Annotated in this window: 16 protein-coding genes; 10 read left to right on the top strand and 6 right to left on the bottom strand. The window is 63.3% G+C overall.

All coding sequences use genetic code 11. The features are described 5' to 3' along the window. Positions 1 to 17: 17 nt before the first annotated feature. From ugpA to ACMUJL_RS13715, 3 genes are all read right to left on the bottom strand, one after another. Positions 18 to 899, bottom strand: coding sequence for a sn-glycerol-3-phosphate ABC transporter permease UgpA (gene ugpA / locus ACMUJL_RS13705; protein ID WP_068291209.1), 882 nt, complete (start codon positions 897 to 899; stop codon positions 18 to 20). A gap of 103 nt (positions 900 to 1002) precedes the next feature. Beyond that, complete coding sequence (ugpB, locus tag ACMUJL_RS13710) at positions 1003 to 2313, bottom strand: sn-glycerol-3-phosphate ABC transporter substrate-binding protein UgpB (protein WP_375573448.1); 1311 nt, start codon at positions 2311 to 2313, stop codon at positions 1003 to 1005. A gap of 280 nt (positions 2314 to 2593) precedes the next feature. Next, complete coding sequence (locus tag ACMUJL_RS13715; RefSeq protein ID WP_375573446.1) at positions 2594 to 3640, bottom strand: zinc ABC transporter substrate-binding protein; 1047 nt, start codon at positions 3638 to 3640, stop codon at positions 2594 to 2596. A gap of 117 nt (positions 3641 to 3757) precedes the next feature. Between ACMUJL_RS13715 and ACMUJL_RS13720 the strand changes: the two genes are divergently transcribed. The 4 genes from ACMUJL_RS13720 (at position 3758) to ade (ending at position 7642) form a co-directional block, all read left to right on the top strand. Continuing rightward, entirely contained in the window at positions 3758 to 4240 is a 483-nt protein-coding gene (locus tag ACMUJL_RS13720) for a transcriptional repressor (protein WP_068291212.1), read from the top strand. Next, positions 4237 to 5046 carry a metal ABC transporter ATP-binding protein gene (locus ACMUJL_RS13725; RefSeq protein WP_068291214.1) on the top strand — a complete coding sequence of 270 codons (810 nt, stop codon included), beginning with the start codon at positions 4237 to 4239 and terminating at the stop codon, positions 5044 to 5046. The genes ACMUJL_RS13720 and ACMUJL_RS13725 overlap by 4 nt, the downstream gene beginning before the upstream one ends. After that, a complete protein-coding gene (locus ACMUJL_RS13730) occupies positions 5046 to 5837 on the top strand; it encodes a metal ABC transporter permease (RefSeq protein ID WP_375573443.1) in 792 nt (263 codons plus the stop codon). The genes ACMUJL_RS13725 and ACMUJL_RS13730 overlap by 1 nt, the downstream gene beginning before the upstream one ends. Positions 5838 to 5947: 110 nt before the next feature. Continuing rightward, positions 5948 to 7642: an adenine deaminase gene (gene ade / locus ACMUJL_RS13735; protein ID WP_068291218.1), complete on the top strand. Its 1695-nt coding sequence runs from the start codon at positions 5948 to 5950 to the stop codon at positions 7640 to 7642. Here ade and ACMUJL_RS13740 read toward each other — a convergent pair. Next, entirely contained in the window at positions 7632 to 8183 is a 552-nt protein-coding gene (locus ACMUJL_RS13740) for a TetR/AcrR family transcriptional regulator (RefSeq protein ID WP_068291219.1), read from the bottom strand. The two genes, ade and ACMUJL_RS13740, sit on opposite strands and share 11 nt — an antisense overlap. Positions 8184 to 8287: 104 nt before the next feature. Here ACMUJL_RS13740 and ACMUJL_RS13745 point away from each other — a divergent pair, with 104 nt between their 5' ends. The 4 genes from ACMUJL_RS13745 to ACMUJL_RS13760 all read left to right on the top strand — a co-directional run bounded on the left by ACMUJL_RS13745 (position 8288) and on the right by ACMUJL_RS13760 (position 13194). Next, complete coding sequence (locus tag ACMUJL_RS13745; RefSeq protein ID WP_375573439.1) at positions 8288 to 8692, top strand: hypothetical protein; 405 nt, start codon at positions 8288 to 8290, stop codon at positions 8690 to 8692. Between the two features lie 134 nt (positions 8693 to 8826). Continuing rightward, on the top strand, positions 8827 to 10926 hold the full coding sequence (locus tag ACMUJL_RS13750) for a 3-hydroxyacyl-CoA dehydrogenase NAD-binding domain-containing protein (protein ID WP_375573437.1): 2100 nt from the start codon (positions 8827 to 8829) through the stop codon (positions 10924 to 10926). A 3-nt stretch (positions 10927 to 10929) separates the two neighbouring features. Beyond that, positions 10930 to 12117 carry an acyl-CoA dehydrogenase family protein gene (locus ACMUJL_RS13755; protein ID WP_068291223.1) on the top strand — a complete coding sequence of 396 codons (1188 nt, stop codon included), beginning with the start codon at positions 10930 to 10932 and terminating at the stop codon, positions 12115 to 12117. 3 nt (positions 12118 to 12120) lie between these two features. Further along, complete coding sequence (locus tag ACMUJL_RS13760) at positions 12121 to 13194, top strand: acyl-CoA dehydrogenase family protein (RefSeq protein WP_068291224.1); 1074 nt, start codon at positions 12121 to 12123, stop codon at positions 13192 to 13194. 292 nt (positions 13195 to 13486) lie between these two features. Here the strand turns inward: ACMUJL_RS13760 and ACMUJL_RS13765 are convergent, their stop codons facing one another. After that, complete coding sequence (locus ACMUJL_RS13765) at positions 13487 to 13888, bottom strand: hypothetical protein (protein WP_375573434.1); 402 nt, start codon at positions 13886 to 13888, stop codon at positions 13487 to 13489. Between the two features lie 396 nt (positions 13889 to 14284). After that, entirely contained in the window at positions 14285 to 14914 is a 630-nt protein-coding gene (locus ACMUJL_RS13770; RefSeq protein WP_068291225.1) for a GcrA family cell cycle regulator, read from the bottom strand. Between the two features lie 178 nt (positions 14915 to 15092). Here ACMUJL_RS13770 and ACMUJL_RS13775 point away from each other — a divergent pair, with 178 nt between their 5' ends. Together ACMUJL_RS13775 and ACMUJL_RS13780 are read left to right on the top strand one after the other, a co-directional pair. Further along, the gene (locus tag ACMUJL_RS13775) at positions 15093 to 15896 is read left to right on the top strand and encodes an ABC transporter permease (RefSeq protein WP_068291227.1); all 804 of its coding nucleotides are present in this window, start codon (positions 15093 to 15095) and stop codon (positions 15894 to 15896) included. Positions 15897 to 16189: 293 nt separating this feature from the next. Further along, positions 16190 to 17371: an aspartate aminotransferase family protein gene (locus ACMUJL_RS13780; RefSeq protein WP_375573431.1), complete on the top strand. Its 1182-nt coding sequence runs from the start codon at positions 16190 to 16192 to the stop codon at positions 17369 to 17371. Positions 17372 to 17463: the final 92 nt, after the last annotated feature.

The raw sequence follows: 17463 nt of genomic DNA on the forward strand, positions 1-17463 counted from the left end.
GCCGCGTTGTTCAGACATCAGTAATGCACCCTGCGTTCGATGAATTTGAACTGGATCACGGTCAGAAGGCCCACAAGCACCAGCAGGATCACCGACTGCGCCGCACTCGATCCCAGATCCTGCCCGACGAAACCGTCGGAATAGACCTTGTAGACAAGGATCGTGGTGGCCTGCTGCGGCCCGCCCGCCGTGATCGTGTGGATCACGCCGAAGGTCTCGAAGAAGGCATAGACGACGTTGACGACCAGCAGGAAAAACGTGGTGGGTGACAGCAGCGGCCAGACGATGGTGCGGAACCGTGTCCAGAACTTTGCGCCATCAATGGCGGCGGCTTCGATCACCGACCGCGGGATCGCCTGAAGCCCCGCCAGGAAGAACAGGAAATTATAGCTGATACGCCCCCAGCTTGAGGCGACGACGACAAGGCCCATCGCCTCGGCCTCGTTCAGAACGTGGTTCCAGTCATAGCCCAGAAGGCCAAGATACCAGGCCACCACGCCCACGCGGGTGTTGAACATGAACATCCACAGCACGCCTGCCACGGCGGGGGCCACGGCATAGGGCCAGATCAGCAGCGTCCGATAGGTGCCCGAGCCCTTGATCAGCCGATCGGCCAGGATGGCCAGGTAAAGCGCCACGCCCATCGACACCACGGTTACAAGGCTGGAGAATATCGCGGTCGTCACGAAGGACGCCCGGTAATAGGGATCGCCCAGCAGGTATTCGAAATTGCCCAGGCCCACGAACTGCGTCTTGAGGCCGAAGGGATCGGGCACGAACATCGACTGCCAGATCGCCTGACCCGCCGGGTAGAAAAAGAAGATCGCGGTGATCACGATCTGCGGCAGAAGCAGCAGGGCGGGCAGCATCCAGCCCTTGAAGATGACGCGCTTTTCCATGCGGGGGTCCGGTCTTTGTCAGCGGTGGCGAAAGTATGGGGCATGCCCGGCCGAAAGAAAACGGCCCCCGATCTTGCCGGGGGCCGTTCCCATGGCTTGCGCCTTAGCGGTTGGCCTGCTCGAAGCGGCGCAGCAGCTGGTTGCCACGCTCCACGGCGCTGTCCAGCGCGGCCTGTGCGGTCTTCTGACCCGACCAGACGCCTTCCAGTTCCTCGTCGATGATCGTACGGACCTGGTCAAAGCTGCCCAGGCGCAGACCCTTGGAGTTTTCGGTCGGCGTGTTGCGGGTCATCTGCAGGCCCGCGATCTCGGTGCCGGGGTTCGCGTCATAGAACCCCTGCGACTTGGTCAGCTCGCCCGCGGCGGTCGTGATCGGCAGATAGCCGGTGTCCTGGTGCCACTTGGCCTGCACCTCGGGCGAGGACAGGAAGTTCAGGAAAGCGGCAACGCCCGCGTATTCCTCGGCCGGCTTGCCTTCCATGATCCAGACGGATGCACCGCCAATGATCGTGTTCTGCGGCGCGGCCTCGACCGAATCCCAGTAGGGCAGGTGGCGGATGTCGAAGGCGAACTGCGCTTCGGCCTTCACGCCGGCATAGCCAGCCGAGCTTTCGGTGAACAGAGCGCATTCACCGCCCCGGAAATTCGCGCCAGCTTCGTTGCGGCGACCGGCGTAGATGAACTTGCCTTCCTGTGCCCATTTGCCCAGCTGGTCGATATGCGCGACCTGAAGCGGGCCGTTGAACACCAGTTCGGTGTCAAAGCCGCCAAAGCCGTTTTCCTTCGTGGCGAAGGGCACGTCATGATAGGCCGAGAAGCTTTCCAGATGCACCCAGCTCTGCCAGGAGGTGGTGTAGGGGCAGGTGACGCCGGCATCCTTCAGCTGCGTCAGCACACCGTCCCAGGCTTCCCAGGTCGACAGGTCCACATCCGGGTCGATCCCGGCTTCGGCCAGCTTGTCGCGGTTCACATACAGAACCTGCGTCGACGAGTTGTAGGGGAAGGACAGCATCTGGCCATCGGCATTGGTGTAATAGCCGGTCACGGCGGGGATATAGGCGTTGGGGTCGAACTCCAGGCCCGAGGCTTGCATCACCTCGTAGACCGGCTTGATCGCGCCGGTGGCCGCCATCATCGTGGCGGTGCCCACTTCGAAGACCTGCAGCAGGTGGGGCTGCTCGCCCGCGCGGAAGGCCGCGATGCCGGCGTTCAGCGTCTCGGAATAGTTGCCCTTGTGGGTCGCCACCACCTTGTAGTCGGACTGGGTCGAGTTGAACAACGCGACCTGCGCGTCCAGCAACTCGCCCAGGCGGCCGGTGAAGGCATGCCACCACTGGATTTCAGTCTGCGCCGAAGCGGCGGTTCCCCATGCCATGGACGCGACCAGGGCCAGGTTCAATGTCTTGATTTTCATGTCGTCCTCCCAGACGTTTCATGGTTCTGATTGTGCTGCTTGCGACAAGAGCCCGAAACCAAGCCCGCGCCGAAGCGAACATTTCTGAAACGATACGAAAGGATTGGGCCGAAGCGCCCGGGCAAGTCAAGCGCTTTTGGCCCCTGTGATCTGCGCCGCCACAAGGGTTTGGCATCATCCCGTATCATGATGCGCTGGCTAAAGGCGCAGTGTAACGCCCAGATGAAGTCCTGGCGGAAATGTTCGCTATTTTTCGCGAAGGTGCGAAAACGCAGGGCGATCAGCCCGCCAGGCAGTCCGCGAAGGACATGGCCATGCCGCGCATCATCTGCGGATAGAGCGCCGCCCCCGGTGCAAGATCCTGGCCCAGCGGGTCCAGCAATCCGACACGCGCACTGCCCGCGAAGACCGTATCGATCAGGCGCTTGTCGAACTGCGGTTCGGCAAAGACGCAAGCAGCCCCCATGGTCGCGACGGCGTCTCGCAGTTCGGCGATTCGGCCGGCGCTGGGGGTGCTGGCATCGCTCAACGTGATGGCCCCCGCGGCGGCCAGATCGAAGCGGCGCTCGAAATACTGATAGGCATCGTGGAAAACCACAAACCCCTTGTCCGACACCGGGGCAAGCATGGCCGCGATCTCGGCTTGCAGGGCATCGATATCCGCTTGCCCGGCGGCTGCATTGGCCGCATAGGCCGCTGCGTTGTCCGGGTCCAGTCGCCCCAGTTCGGCTGCGATCACGCCCAGCCAGAGACGCGCGTTCACCGGGTCCAGCCATGCGTGGGAATCATGCCCCGAATGGTCATGCCCCGAATGGTCGTGCTCCGCGTGATCATGCGCCTTTTCCGCGTGGTCATGATCATGATCCTTCGCCTCGTTCTTGGCATGATCGTGATCATGGTCATGGTCATGGTCCTTGGCATGGTCATCCGCGCCATGGTCGTGGTCATGATGTCCGAAGGTCGCGCCCTCGCGATAATCGTAAACAATCGTTCCCTCGACCGACATCAGCTCGATCTTGTCGGCATTCTCGCCCAGCGTGGCGATCGGCCCTTCCAGCCAGGGTGTCAGGGCCTCGCCGACCCATATGACCAGATCCGCCTGATCAAGCGCCCGCGCCTCGGAGGGGCGCATCGAATAGCCATGCGGCGACGCGCCGGGCTGCACGATCAGGGATGGTTCGCCCAGCCCCTGCATGATCTGCGCCACAAGCGAATGCACGGGTGCGATGTCCGTGGCAACGCGGGGCACGTCCGCGATGGCTGCGGAGGACAGCAATGCAGCCATCAGGCCAAACGACACGGAGACAGGACGGAACACGGGGCGCATGGGCGATTCCTCGGTTGATGACAGGACGTAGGCCGGTCTAGTCGATATGTTATAACATTGCAAATCGAATGTTATAACATTGCATTCCTGGCTGGGATGACCTAGCAGGGGGGCAAGATGACAGCCCATGGATTCGATCCGCACGACCACGATCATTGCATCGCCGACGCCTTGTCGGCGGCTGAAGATCTGTGCGCGCAGCGGAAAATCAACCTCACCCCGGTGCGCCGCCGCGTGCTCGAGATCCTCTTGCAGCAGCACAAGGCCATGGGGGCCTATGACATCCTCGCCCGGCTCGAGGCCGAGGGGTTGGGCTCCCAGCCGCCCGTGGCCTACCGCGCGCTGGACTTTCTTGTCAGCAACGGATTCGCGCACAAGATCGAAGGGCTGAACGCCTATATCGCCTGCTCGCATCCCAATGCCACCCATGCGCCGGCTTTCCTGATCTGCCGCAAATGCGGCGTGGTGCAGGAAACCCAATCCGAACCCGCCAAGGGCACATTGGGGTCGGTGGCGCGGGCGGCGGGCTTCGTGATCGAAAGCACCGTGGTCGAAGCGCAGGGCCTTTGCCCGGCCTGCCAGGAAGGGGCCGCGGCATGAGCCTGATCGAGGTCCGCGACCTAAGCGTGGGTTACGGGGGGCACCGGGTTCTCAACCATGTGGACATGTCCATCGATCGGGGCGAGATCGTGACCATCGTCGGACCCAACGGCTCGGGCAAGTCCACGCTGTTGCGCGCCCTGATCGGCGCGGTGCCCGTCAAGGAGGGGCGCGTGTCGCGCGCCGAAGGCCTGCGGATCGGCTATGTGCCGCAGAAACTGGCGATTGACCCGACCCTGCCGATGACGGTGGCGCGCTTCATGTCCCTTCCGCGCCGGCAACCTGCCGCCGATGTGGCCGCCGCGCTGGAACAGGCGGGCGTGCCCGACCTGAGCGACCGGCAGATGACCGACCTCTCCGGCGGACAGTTCCAGCGCGTCCTGCTGGCCCGCGCGCTTCTGTCAAAGCCCGATCTGCTGCTGCTGGACGAGGCGACGCAGGGTCTGGACCAACCCGGTTCGGCCGCATTCTATCGCCAGATCGAGGATGTGCGCGCCCGCCTGGGCTGCGCGATCCTGATGGTCAGCCATGAGCTGCACGTGGTCATGAGCGCCTCTGACCGGGTGATCTGCCTGAACGGCCATGTCTGCTGTCAGGGTACGCCGGAAATCGTGGCCTCGGCGCCCGAATACCGCGCGCTGTTCGGTTCGGGTACGCAGGGGGCACTGGCGCTTTACCGGCATGATCACAACCACAGCCATGATGACGGCTGCGATCACGGGCATGATCACGGCCATTCCCATGCTCATGCGCATGATGATGCGGTCATGCCGGTGCATCAGGCCGCCCGCGACAAGGTGCATTGATGCTGGACGATTTCATGATCCGTGCGGCGCTGGCCGGTCTGGGCGTGGCGCTGGCTGCGGCACCGATGGGGTGTTTCGTGGTCTGGCGGCGGATGGCCTATTTCGGGGATGCCACGGCCCATGCCTCGATCCTGGGTGTGGCGATCGCGCTGGCCCTGTCGGTCTCGGTCTTTCTGGGCGCGATGGTGATGGCGCTGCTGATGGCGCTTGCGGTCACGGCACTGTCCGGGCGCGGCTATGCGGTCGATACGCTGCTGGGGGTGCTGGCGCATTCGGCGCTGGCCTTCGGCCTTGTCGCGGTGTCCTTCCTGTCGGGCGTGCGGATCGACCTGATGGCCTATCTCTTCGGGGATATCCTGGCGGTCGGCACGACGGATCTGGCCGTCATATGGGGTGGCGCCGCGCTGGTCCTTGCCTTGCTTGCCTGGCGCTGGGCGGCGCTTCTGACCGCGACGCTCAATCCCGATCTGGCCCATGCCTCGGGGATTGATCCCCGGCGCGAACAGCTTGTCCTGACCCTGGCCCTCGCCGTGGTGGTGGCGGTTGCGATCAAGGTCGTGGGAGTTCTGCTGATCGCGGCCCTGCTGATCATCCCCGCCGCCGCCGCGCGCCCCTTCGCCCGTACGCCCGAAGGCATGGCCGTGATCGCGGTCATCGTTGCGGCCCTGTCAGTGCTGGGGGGGCTGCAAGCCTCGCTGCTCCATGACACCCCTACCGGGCCCAGCATCGTCTGTGTCGCGGCCCTGATCTTCGCAGGCAGCGCCTTCGGATCCGCCTTGCGCCGCGCCTGACTGTTTCTTCTTGCTCCAAATATCCGATCCTGCCGCTGCAACCGGCCTGCGCTCTCGCCCTTGTCGCGCCACTATGGCACCCTGTGGCCAACGCCAGTGAAAGGACCGCCATGCAACCGCTTGCCACCCTCATCGCCCAGGGCCGGGGCCAGACGCCTGCCGATCTGGTTCTGCGCGGCGGTCGCATCCTCGACCTGATCACCGGCGCGCTGCTGGAGGGCGATATCGCCATTTGCGGCGATACCATCGTGGGCACCTGTGCCAGCTATGAGGCGCGCAAGGTCATCGACGTGACCGGCCTGATCCTGGTGCCGGGTTTCATCGACACCCATCTGCATATCGAAAGCTCGCTCGTCACGCCCCACGAGTTCGACCGCTGCGTGGCGCCGCGCGGGGTGACGACCGCAATATGCGACCCGCACGAGATCGCCAATGTGATCGGCCCCGAAGGCATCCGCTATTTTCAGCAGGCGGCCGAATGCACGCTGATGGATATCCGTGTGCAGCTTTCGTCCTGCGTGCCCTCGACCGAGATGGAAACCTCCGGCGCACGGATCGAAGCCGCCGATCTGGCCGCACTCATGGGCCACCCCAAGGGCATCGGGCTGGCCGAGATGATGAATTTTCCCGGTGTGCTGGCGGGCGATCCCGCCCTCATGGCCAAGCTTGACCTGTTCCGTGGCGGCCATGTCGACGGGCATGCGCCGCAACTGACAGGTCGCGACCTCAATGGCTATGTCGCCGCCGGCATTCGCACCGAGCATGAGGCGACGACTGCCGCCGAGGCGCGCGAGAAACTTCAGAAAGGAATGCGCGTGCTGATCCGCGAAGGGTCGGTCAGCAAGGACATGGCTGCGCTGGCCCCGCTTCTGACCGATCTGACGGCCCCCTACATGTGCCTGTGTACCGATGACCGGAATCCGCTGGATATCGCGGAACACGGCCATCTTGATTACATGATCCGCAGCCTGATCGCATCGGGCGTCCCGCCCCTTGCCGCCTATCGCGCCGCCAGCCTTTCCGCGGCCGAGGCCTTCGGCCTCAAGGATCGCGGGCTGATCGCGCCGGGCAAACGCGCCGATATCGTGGCGATCGACTCGCTCGAAGGCTGCCATGCCCGGCTGGTGCTCTGTGGCGGTGCAGAGGTCACGGACAAGGCCTTTGCCGCGCGCGCGACCGTGCTGCCGGTCGGGCGTGCCTCGGTCAAGGCCCCGCATGTCATGCCGCAGGATTTCCGCACGACCGGCAATCGCGAGGCAACGGATGTCATCGGCATCATTCCGGGCAAGATCATCACCGATCACCTGCACGAGGTGATCCCCATCACCGATGGCGACAAGCGCCCCGATCCCGCGCGCGACCTGATCAAGATCGCCGTGATCGAACGACATGGGCGCAACGGCAATATCGCCACGGGTTTCGTGCGCGGCTTCGGCCTGCAGGCGGGGGCCATCGCCTCGACCGTGTGTCACGATCATCACAACATCGCCGTTGTGGGTGCGGATTACGCCGACATGGCCCTTGCCGCCAACCGTCTGGGTCAGATCGAGGGTGGATTTGTCGTGGTGCGGGACGGGCAGGTTCTGGCCGAACTGGCGCTGCCGGTCGCTGGCCTGATGAGCCTTGAGCCGTTCGAGGTTGTGCGCGACCACCTTGTCGCCTTGCGCGCTGCGGCCCGCACGCTTGGCGTGACGCTGGAGGAGCCTTTCCTGCAACTGGCCTTCCTTGCGTTGCCCGTGATCCCCGCTCTGAAGATCACCGACCGGGGGCTGGTTGACGTGAACCGGTTCGAGATCATCGGCTGAGGCTTTGCCCGATGACCGCGATTGCGGCATCAGCCATGCCCTGCTGGCCCACGCTGTCCATCACGACCACCCCTTCCAGCAGGGTCAGCAGCGTCGCGGCCGTGGTGGCGCTGTCGGGCGTGCCTTCGGGCAATCGCCCCTCAAGCCAAAGAGCGAAACCCGCCATGATATCCTGTCCGGCCTGCCGATGCGCCGCGTCCCCGCCCGCGGCGGCCGACAGGATATCCATCCATATGCGCGCATAGCCCGCCATCGCAGGGTTGCGCAGGAGTGCCACCACCTCGGCCAGGCACGCGGGCAGGCTGGCCGCGCGCCCCGGCGGCAGCGCCGCTTCAAGCCCGGCGACGAATCCGCCTGCAAGGTGCCTCAGCAGCGCGTCGATCAGGCCCTCCTTGCTGCCGAAGTGATAGATCAGCATCCGGTCGCTGGTGCCCACCGCCTGCGCCAGCGGGCGCAGGCTGGCGTTGTTCAGGCCATGGACCAGCACATGCTGCGCCATTCCGTCCAGCCACTGTTCCTTGCGATCCTGCGTCAGTGCCATTCTTCCTGCCTGTAGCGAGTGCTACATTTTTGTTGTAGCGCTCGCTACATCCTGTTAGTCTGAAGCGGATGCTACATCGTCCTCTTGCCCAAGGAAACCTGCCCATGCCCCTCTTTGATATCTTGCCGCTGCTTGCCGGCCTTGCCGCCGTCACTTTCATGCTGACCCATGCCCTGCGACAACGCCCGCTTGGCCCTGATGCCTGGATCGGTGCTGCGCTTCTGTCTGCGGGCTTCGCGGGCTGGAGCCTTTATGCCATCCTGACGGGCGGGCCTTTCGGGTTCTGGGCGGAACATACGCGCAATGCCTGGGGTGTGCAGATCTGGTTCGATCTTTTGCTGGCCGGGTGCTGCGCGCTTGTGTTCATGGTGCCGGATGCGCGCAGGCTGGGGATGCGCCCTTTGCCATGGGTCGTGCTGGTGATCTGTTCAGGGGCTATCGGCCTGCTGGCGATGCTGGCGCGGATGCTTTATCTCAAGGGGCGGACCCAAGCCGCAGACCGGGTTTGACCCTGATGCCCCGGTGCGCAATCGCAGGGATATTCGTTGCGTCACATCGCTTATTCCGACAGGCAAAACAGTCTTCCACTGATTGACGGGTCTGGTCCAAGGCACTACCGTCCTGCCCAATTCGGGAGGATAGAATGTCTGACACCACAGCCGTAAACGATTGCATTTCCATCGAGAAGGTCGGCGATATCGCCTTGATCTGCATCGACAATCCGCCGGTCAACGCGACCGGGCAGGCCGTGCGGCAGGGCTTGCAGGACGCGGTTGAGACGCTCAACGCCCAAGGCACCGCGAAGGTCATCGCCATCTACGCCGCAGGCCGCACTTTCGTGGCCGGGGCCGATATCCGCGAATTCGGCAAGCCCTTCGTGCCCCCCGCACTGCCCGATGTGTTCAACATCATCGAAGCCTCGAACATCCCCGTCATCAGCGTGCTGCATGGCACGGCTCTGGGCGGCGGGCTGGAACTGGGCCTGTCCACCCATGCCCGCATCGGGATCGAAGGGCTGCGCGTCGGCCTGCCGGAAATCCTGCTGGGCCTGCTGCCTGGCGCTGGCGGCACGCAGCGCATGCCGCGCCTGACGGGCGTTCCCTTCGCGCTCGAGATGATCCTCTCGGGCCGTCAGGTTCCCGCCAAGGAAGCCCTTGAGGCTGGCATCATCGACCGTCTGGAGGCAGGCGATCCGCGCGACGTGGCGCTGAAGGCTGCGCAGGACGTCATCGACGGCACGCTGGCCACCCGACGCACCGACCAGATCGCCGTGATCCCGGATCAGGCCACGCTGGACCAGACTGCCGCGCATCTGAAAAAGACCCTGCCGCATCTCTTCTCGCCGCATAAATGCGTCGAGGCGGTGGCGGCCGCGACCCTGCCACTGGCCGAGGGCCTCAAGATCGAACGCGCCGCCTTCATGGAATGTATGGACACGCCGCAGCGCGCGGGCCTGATCCACGCCTTCTTCGGTGAACGCGCCGTCAGCAACATCCCCGAGGCGAAAGGCCCCGCGCGCGACATTGCCCATGTGGGCGTGATCGGTGGCGGCACGATGGGATCGGGCATCGCCACCGCCTGCCTTCTGGCGGGTCTCAAGGTGACGCTGGTGGAAGTCGCGCAGGACGGTCTGGACCGGGGCATCGCCACGATCACCGGCAACCTCGACGGGGCCGTCAAGCGCGGCAAGCTGAAGGCCGACAAGCGCGACGCGACACTGGCCAATCTGACCCCCTCGCTGGACATGGGCGCGCTGGCGGATGTCGATCTGGTGATCGAGGCCGTGTTCGAGGATATGTCCGTCAAGAAGGATATCTTCGGCAAGCTTGATGCGATCTGCAAAGCCGGCGCGATCCTGGCCTCCAACACCTCCTATCTCGATATCGACGAGATCGCCGCCGTGACCTCGCGCCCGCAGGACGTGATCGGCCTGCATTTCTTCAGCCCCGCGCATGTGATGCGCCTGCTGGAAATCGTCGTGGCCGACAAGACGGCAGCGGATGTGGTCGCCAGCGGCTTTGCGCTGGCCAAGAAACTGGGCAAGGTCGGCGTGCGCGCCGGTGTCTGCGACGGCTTCATCGGCAACCGGATTCTGGCGCATTACAGCAAGACCGCCTCATATCTGGTGCTGGATGGCGCCACGCCCCAGCAGGTCGATACCGCCCTTGAAGGTTTCGGTTTCGCCATGGGCCCGCACAAGGTGGGTGACCTTGCCGGCCTCGACATCGGCTGGATGACCCGCAAACGCAAGGCCGCCACCCGCGATCCGAACGAGCGTTACGCAGGTGCCGTCGCCGACCGCATCTGCGAGGAAGGCTGGTTCGGCCGCAAGACCGGCAAGGGCTACTACGTCTACGAGGGCAAGGATATCTCCCCCAACCCCGCCGTTGCGACCTTCATCGACGCGGCACGCGCCGACGCGGGCATCACGCCGCGTGACTTCACCGACCAGGAGATCGTGGACCGCTACATGACCGCCATGATCGTCGAGGCCGCCCACGTGGTCGAAGACGGCACTGCCCGCCGCCCGCTGGACGTGGATATGGTCTTCCTCTTCGGTTACGGCTTTCCGCGCCACCGCGGCGGCCCGCTGCACTATGCCGACACCATCGGCGCGGCCGCACTGGTGGACCGCATCAAGACCTATGCCAAGGAGGATGCGACCTATTGGCAGGTCCCCGCATTGCTTGAAAAGATGGCCGCGAACGGCACATCATTCGCAGACATGAACAAGGAGGCCTGAGACATGGACCTGAGCTTCTCTCCCGAAGAAATCGCCTTCCGCGATGAGGTGCGGACCTATCTGGCCGAGAACCTGCCCAAGCGCATCTCGGACGCCGTGCGCAATGGCACCGAACAGACCAAGGAAATGGCCGAGGAATGGCACGCCATCCTCAACCGCAAGGGCTGGCTTGCGACCACTTGGGGCGTGGAATTCGGCGGACCCGGCTGGACGCCCGTGCAGAAACATATCTTCGAGGAAGAATGCTGCCGCGCCTACGCTCCGCGTATCGTGCCCTTCGGCCTGAACATGCTGGGGCCGGTGCTGCAAGCCTTCGGCACCAAGGAACAGCAGGACACGATCCTGCCGCGCATTCTGGACGGCACCGACTGGTGGTGTCAGGGCTATTCCGAACCGGGCGCCGGATCGGATCTGGCCAGCCTCAAGACCCGTGCCGTGCGCGACGGCGATCACTATGTGATCAACGGCCAGAAAACCTGGACCACGCTGGGCCAGCACGCCAACAAGATCTTCTGCCTCTGCCGCACCGACCCCGAGGCCAAGCAGCAGGAAGGCATCAGCTTCATCCTGGTCGATCTGGACACGCCCGGCATCGAAATGCGCCCCATCAAGCTGATCGAGGGCGGGCACGAGGTGAACGAGGTCTTCTTCACCGATGTCCGCGTCCCCGTCAGCAATCTGGTGGGCGAGGAAAACAAGGGCTGGACCATCGCCAAGTTCCTGCTGACCCATGAACGTACCGGCATCGCAGGCGTCGGTTTTTCCATGCAGTCGCTGGAAGAGGTCAAGGCGCTGGCCCGCAAGGTTCGTCGGGGTGGCCGCCCGCTGATCGAAGATCCACTTTTCGCCGCGCGCATTGCCCGTGCCGAAATCGACCTTGAAGCGATGAAGATCACCAACCTGCGCATGCTCTTCAAGGCGCAGCAGCAGGGCGCACCGGGGCCGGAAACCTCGATCCTCAAGATCAAGGGAACGGTGATCCATCAGGAGCTCAAGGATCTGGCGCGCCGCGCGCTTGGCCCCGTCGCCGCCCCGTTCCCCGGCTCGATGACCGATGGAAACATCATGTTCGGGCCCGAGGGCACGTCAAACAACGCCGCGCGCTATTTCAACAACCGCAAGACCTCGATCTTCGGAGGATCGAACGAGATCCAGCGCAACATCCTGACCAAGACCATGCTGGAGCTTTGACCGATGGACTTTAACCTGACCGAAGACCGCCGGATGCTGCAGGACAGCCTGACCCGCTATCTGGGCGACAAATACCCCGTCGATCACCGCAACAAGGTGGCCTATGCGTTGCCCTGCCATGACCCCGCGAAATGGGAAGAACTGGCCGAACTTGGCGCGCTTTTCGCACTGGCCCCGGAGGATGCGGGCGGCTTTGGCGGCACCGGTTTCGACATCATGGTGGTGTTCGAGGCTTTGGGCCGCGCGCTGAACCCCGAACCGATGCTGGGCGCCGCGATGGCCAGCCGCCTTTTGACCAAGGTCGGCGCCGATCAGGAAGGGCTGCTGTCCGGCGCAGTGAAATACGCCGTCGCTGTGGGCGAGGTCGAAGCCCCCTACGAGCTGGACCAGATCGCCTGCACCGCCACCGCCAAGGGTGACGGTCATGTGCTGTCGGGCCGCAAATCATCCGTCTATGGCGGGCAGGCGGCCGATGTGATCCTTGTGGCGGCCATGCTGGACGGAAAGCCCGCGCTGTTCCAGGTGCAGGCTTCCGACGCGCAGATCGCAGGCTATCCGATGATGGATGGCGGCGGCGCGGCCGAGGTGCTGCTGGACGACACGCCCGCCACGCTGCTGCTGGCCGATGCCGCCGAAGCGCTGACCGATGCGCTGAATGCCGGCGCGCTGGCGCTCTGCGCCGAGGCCGTGGGCGCGATGGAGGTGACCCATGCCACCACGCTCGACTATCTGCGCACCCGCAAGCAGTTCGGCGTGCCGATCGGCAAATTCCAGGTGCTGCAACACCGTGCCGTGGACATGCTGACCGAGATCGAACAGTCCCGCTCGATCACCATCAAGGCGGCAGCGGAACTTGATGGCCCCGACGCCTCGCGCTTCGTGTCCATGGCCAAGAACCTGATCGGCCGCGCCGCGCGCCTGGTGGCGGAAGAGGCGATCCAGATGCACGGCGGTATCGCGATGACTTGGGAATACCCGATTTCGCATTACGCCAAGCGCCTGGTCATGCTGGACGCCCAGCTTGGCGATACCGATTATCACCTGTCGCGGGTGATGGCGGGGCTGCGGGCGGCGTGAAAAGCCAGGGCGGGGACGGCTGGCCCATTTTGCACCGTCCTCTCCCCAAACCCCCGCGCGGAATCAAGGTGCGTAGCACCGCCGCGCGATCGCCGACACGCCCCCCGGGGCGGCGATTTTGCAAACGTTGTGACCAGAATGATCGTTCGATGACCGGGCAACCATAAACTGCCCAGAACCATCGTCGCATCGCCACCCCGCGTGCCGGCGACCGTGCGGCCTAGTGGCTATGTTGGGTTTGAATTCCTGAAAGTATTTGTTGCGCAATTTTTTTCTTACGCCACAGGGTCGATCAAGAGCTAATCGACTTTGTAAACCCACCGAGAACTGAACCTAAGAAATCACCAAATCTTGAGTAGGAAGCGGGTTCTTTACTAATTTTCCTGACAGTTTCGGAAACCTTTTCCACGTTTCCGTTGATTTGGACTTCCCGGCGCAATGCTGCCTGACCAAAGGATGTAAGGTGAACGTTTTGCACATCGCCTGACGCAGGACCGTCCAGTGTTCGCCAGTATGCTCCAACTCTTATTAGGCCTTCACTCTCCAACCATTCAAGGCATGGATAAAAAAAGGAGGCGAAATCAACTTCGAGGTCCAGGTCATCAAACTTCAGCGTCCACTCTTGGACCCCTGCTTCCATGGATTTTTCCAATATTTTAGCCATGATCAATTGGCTTTTTTGTAAATTATCCATCGAGCTTACCCTGCTAATACTGTAAAATTTCACCTACAAATGCCTATCGGCGCATGACCCGAGTGCCATGCCGTTCATCTCCAGTCTATCAGTTTCGGCAAGTTTATGGGGACGTTGCTTGAAACTGAGAGTGCGATGATTGTAACTTATTGCGTTTGAAGTAGAATTGATTGTCGTCTGGACAACCTGTCATGCAGAGCGTCAACATTAATTATAGCTGTGGGAAAAATAGGCACACCTTAAGACTTGGTGACACCTATGCTGTCTTTAAATCTCCATCCGCAGCTCTCAACCCGTTAAAATATCCCTAACAGGCCTCGCCAACCCATTGAAAAAAAAGGATGCGAGAGATGTCCCATCATGGGACACTCTCTAAGGGCATGGGGATATGGCCGATTATCGCTTGCGATCGCGGCGCGAGGACATGGGCTGGAACGCCACGCCGACATGTGCCTCGCAATAGGGCTTGCCCGGCTGTGTGGGCAGGCCGCAGAACCAGAACTTGTCGGTCGCGGGATCACCCACGGGCCATTTGCAGGTCCGCTCGGTCAGTTCCATCAGCGTCAGGCGGCGCGCCTTCTTCTCGATCTCGGATACCTTGGCCAGCGCCTCGGGGCTGATCTCGTTGGCCGAGGGCTGCGGCGGCAGGGGCTGACCCGCGGGGATGATCGCCTTGCGGGTGTGCGGCACCGTTGCGGGACGGGTATCGGTATCCTCGTCCTCGTCAACCTCTGCCACATCGTCTTCGACCGGGCGCGGCGCGGGCTTTGCGGCGGGCCGTGCCTTTGCTTCGGCCGGCTTCGGCGCCGGCTTTGCCTTGGCCTCGGGCTTGGCTGCGGCACCTGTGGCGGCAGGCGTGGCCGGCGTGGGCGTGGGGCCCGCACGGTTGGACAGGCCCAGGCGATGAACCTTGCCGATCACGGCATTGCGCGTCACGCCGCCAAGTTCCTTGGCGATCTGGCTGGCCGACTGGCCCTCGCCCCACATTTTCTTCAACAGTTCGACGCGCTCATCGGTCCAGGACATGGTCTTTCCTTACCCAAAAGGCGGCCCGCATTGCCCGGGGCCGCCCTGTCATCTCAGAGCGTCCTATTCTAAACAACCCTTGCCGAGTTACAAGGTGCCGAATCACGTCTGACGTGCTGATGGGCGCCTCCGGCATCGCCAATGCCCTTTCATGGGCGCAACCACGAGGGCCCCCCCGATGGCGCAGACACTGGACATGGGAAACCGCCGCTTTGGCCGCGTGAACTGGCTTGGCCTTTACACCCTCGCCCTGCGCGAAGTGATGCGCTTCGTCTCGGTCTGGACGCAGACACTGCTGGCACCGCTGGTCACGGCCGCGCTTTTCCTGCTGATCTTCTCGATCGCCATCGGTCCCAACCGGGGCGAGGTGCTGGGCGTGTCATTCACAGCCTTCATTGCACCGGGGATCCTGATGATGACGGTGATCCAGAACGCCTTTGCCAATACCTCTTCCTCGATCGTGATCTCGAAGGTGCAGGGCAATATCGTGGACACGCTGATGCCCCCGCTCTCGGCAGGCGAGCTGGTGATCGGTTACCTGGCGGGCGGGCTGGTGCGAGGTCTGGCCGTGGCCCTGGCCATCGGCCTCGGTATCCTGCTGGTCCTGGGTATTCCGATCGTGCATCCGCTCTGGGCGCTTGTCTTCGTGATCCTTGGGTCCACCCTGATGGGGGCGGTCGGGCTGGTTGCGGGGATATTCGCCAACAAGTTCGACCAGATGGCGGCGATCACCAACTTCATCGTCACGCCACTGGCCTTCCTGTCAGGCACCTTCTATTCCGTCGCGGCCCTGCCGCCCGTGATCTATGAAATCACCCATGTGAACCCTGTCTTCTACCTGATCGACGGGGTGCGCTTCGGGGTGCTGGGGGTGTCCGACAGTTCGCCCTGGCTGGGTCTGGCCGTCTGTTCCGTCACGACCCTTGCCGCGGGTCTTGTCGCCTGGGCGATGTTTCGCACCGGGTATCGGCTGAAGGCCTGACCGCTTGCGGACAAGCGCGCGCTTTTCCATCTTGGCGCAGCGCCGGATTGAAGATAAGCAAGGTCGCATGAACACAAGCATCCGCCTTTTCGCGATCAGCCGACGTCGACGCATCCGCGCCTGACGGCACCGCCGCTTTGTTTCCCGCGCCACGGCGCAACCCACCCCCTACCAACCCCATCGAAGGCAGTGCTTGCCATTTGTTGCGTCACAAGGTGCATTTCCTTCGAGATTGTTGACTTGAGGCCCCCGCTGATGCACTCACAGGGCCTTGCCATGAAAGGAAGATCACGATGATCCCGTCCGTTTTGCCAACTTACAACCGCGCTGCCCTGCAATTCGTGAAGGGCGAAGGCAGCTGGATGATCGAGGCTGATGGGCGACGCTTCCTGGACATGGGGGCAGGCATTGCCGTGAACGCCTTGGGTCATGCGCATCCCGCGCTGGTCGCGGCGCTGACCGAACAGGCCGGCAAGCTGTGGCATGTGTCGAACCTCTACCAGATCCCGCAGCAGCAGGCGCTGGCCGACAAGCTGGTTGAAACGACCTTTGCCGATACGGTCTTCTTCACCAATTCGGGCACCGAAAGCTGCGAACTGGCGGTCAAGATGGCGCGCAAGTACTGGTATGACAAAGGCCAGCCAGAGCGGACCGATATCATCACCTTCAACGGATCGTTCCATGGCCGGTCCTCGGCGGGCATTGCTGCCGCCGGGTCGGAAAAGATGGTCAAGGGCTTTGCACCGCTGCTGCCCGGTTTCGTCCATCTGGACTGGGGCGATCATGACGCCCTGCACGCGGCCATCAACGAGCGGACCGCCGCCATTCTGATCGAGCCGATCCAGGGCGAGGGCGGTATCCGCCCCCTGCCGGATCAGTGCCTCAAGGGGCTGCGCGCGCTGTGCGATCAGACCGGAACGCTGCTGATCCTGGATGAGGTGCAATGCGGCATGGGGCGGACGGGGCGCTTGTTTGCCCATGAATGGGCGGGCGTCACACCCGATATCATGATGGTCGCCAAGGGTATCGGTGGCGGTTTCCCCCTTGGGGCGGTTCTGGCCACCGAGGATGCGGCATCGGGCATGACCGCCGGCACCCATGGGTCGACCTATGGCGGCAATCCCCTGGCTTGTGCCGTGGGTCTGGCCGTGATGCAGATCCTGTCCGAACCGGCGTTTCTTGAAGGTGTGCGCGCACGCGCCGGTGCCCTGCGCCAGAAGCTTGAAGGCCTGATCGCCGCGCATCCGACGGTTTTCGAATGCGTGCGCGGCACCGGCCTGATGCTGGGTCTGAAATGCAGGCCCTCGAACCTGGATGTGGTTGCCGCGGGCTATGCCGAGCAGCTGATCACGGTGCCTGCGGGCGACAATGTCATCCGGCTTTTGCCGCCGCTCAACCTCTCGGACCAGGAGATCGCCGAGGCGGTCGCGCGCCTCGACCGCGCCGCCACTGCGCTCGAGGGCAAATCCGCCTGAGTTTCTTTTTGCCACAAATATCCCGGGGGGATCGCACAACGCAGTTGGGCGTGGGGGGCTGGCCCCCCTTTGATCCTCCCCTTTCAGGAACA

This window comes from Seohaeicola sp. (assembly GCF_048006315.1).
GTDB lineage: Bacteria > Pseudomonadota > Alphaproteobacteria > Rhodobacterales > Rhodobacteraceae > Seohaeicola.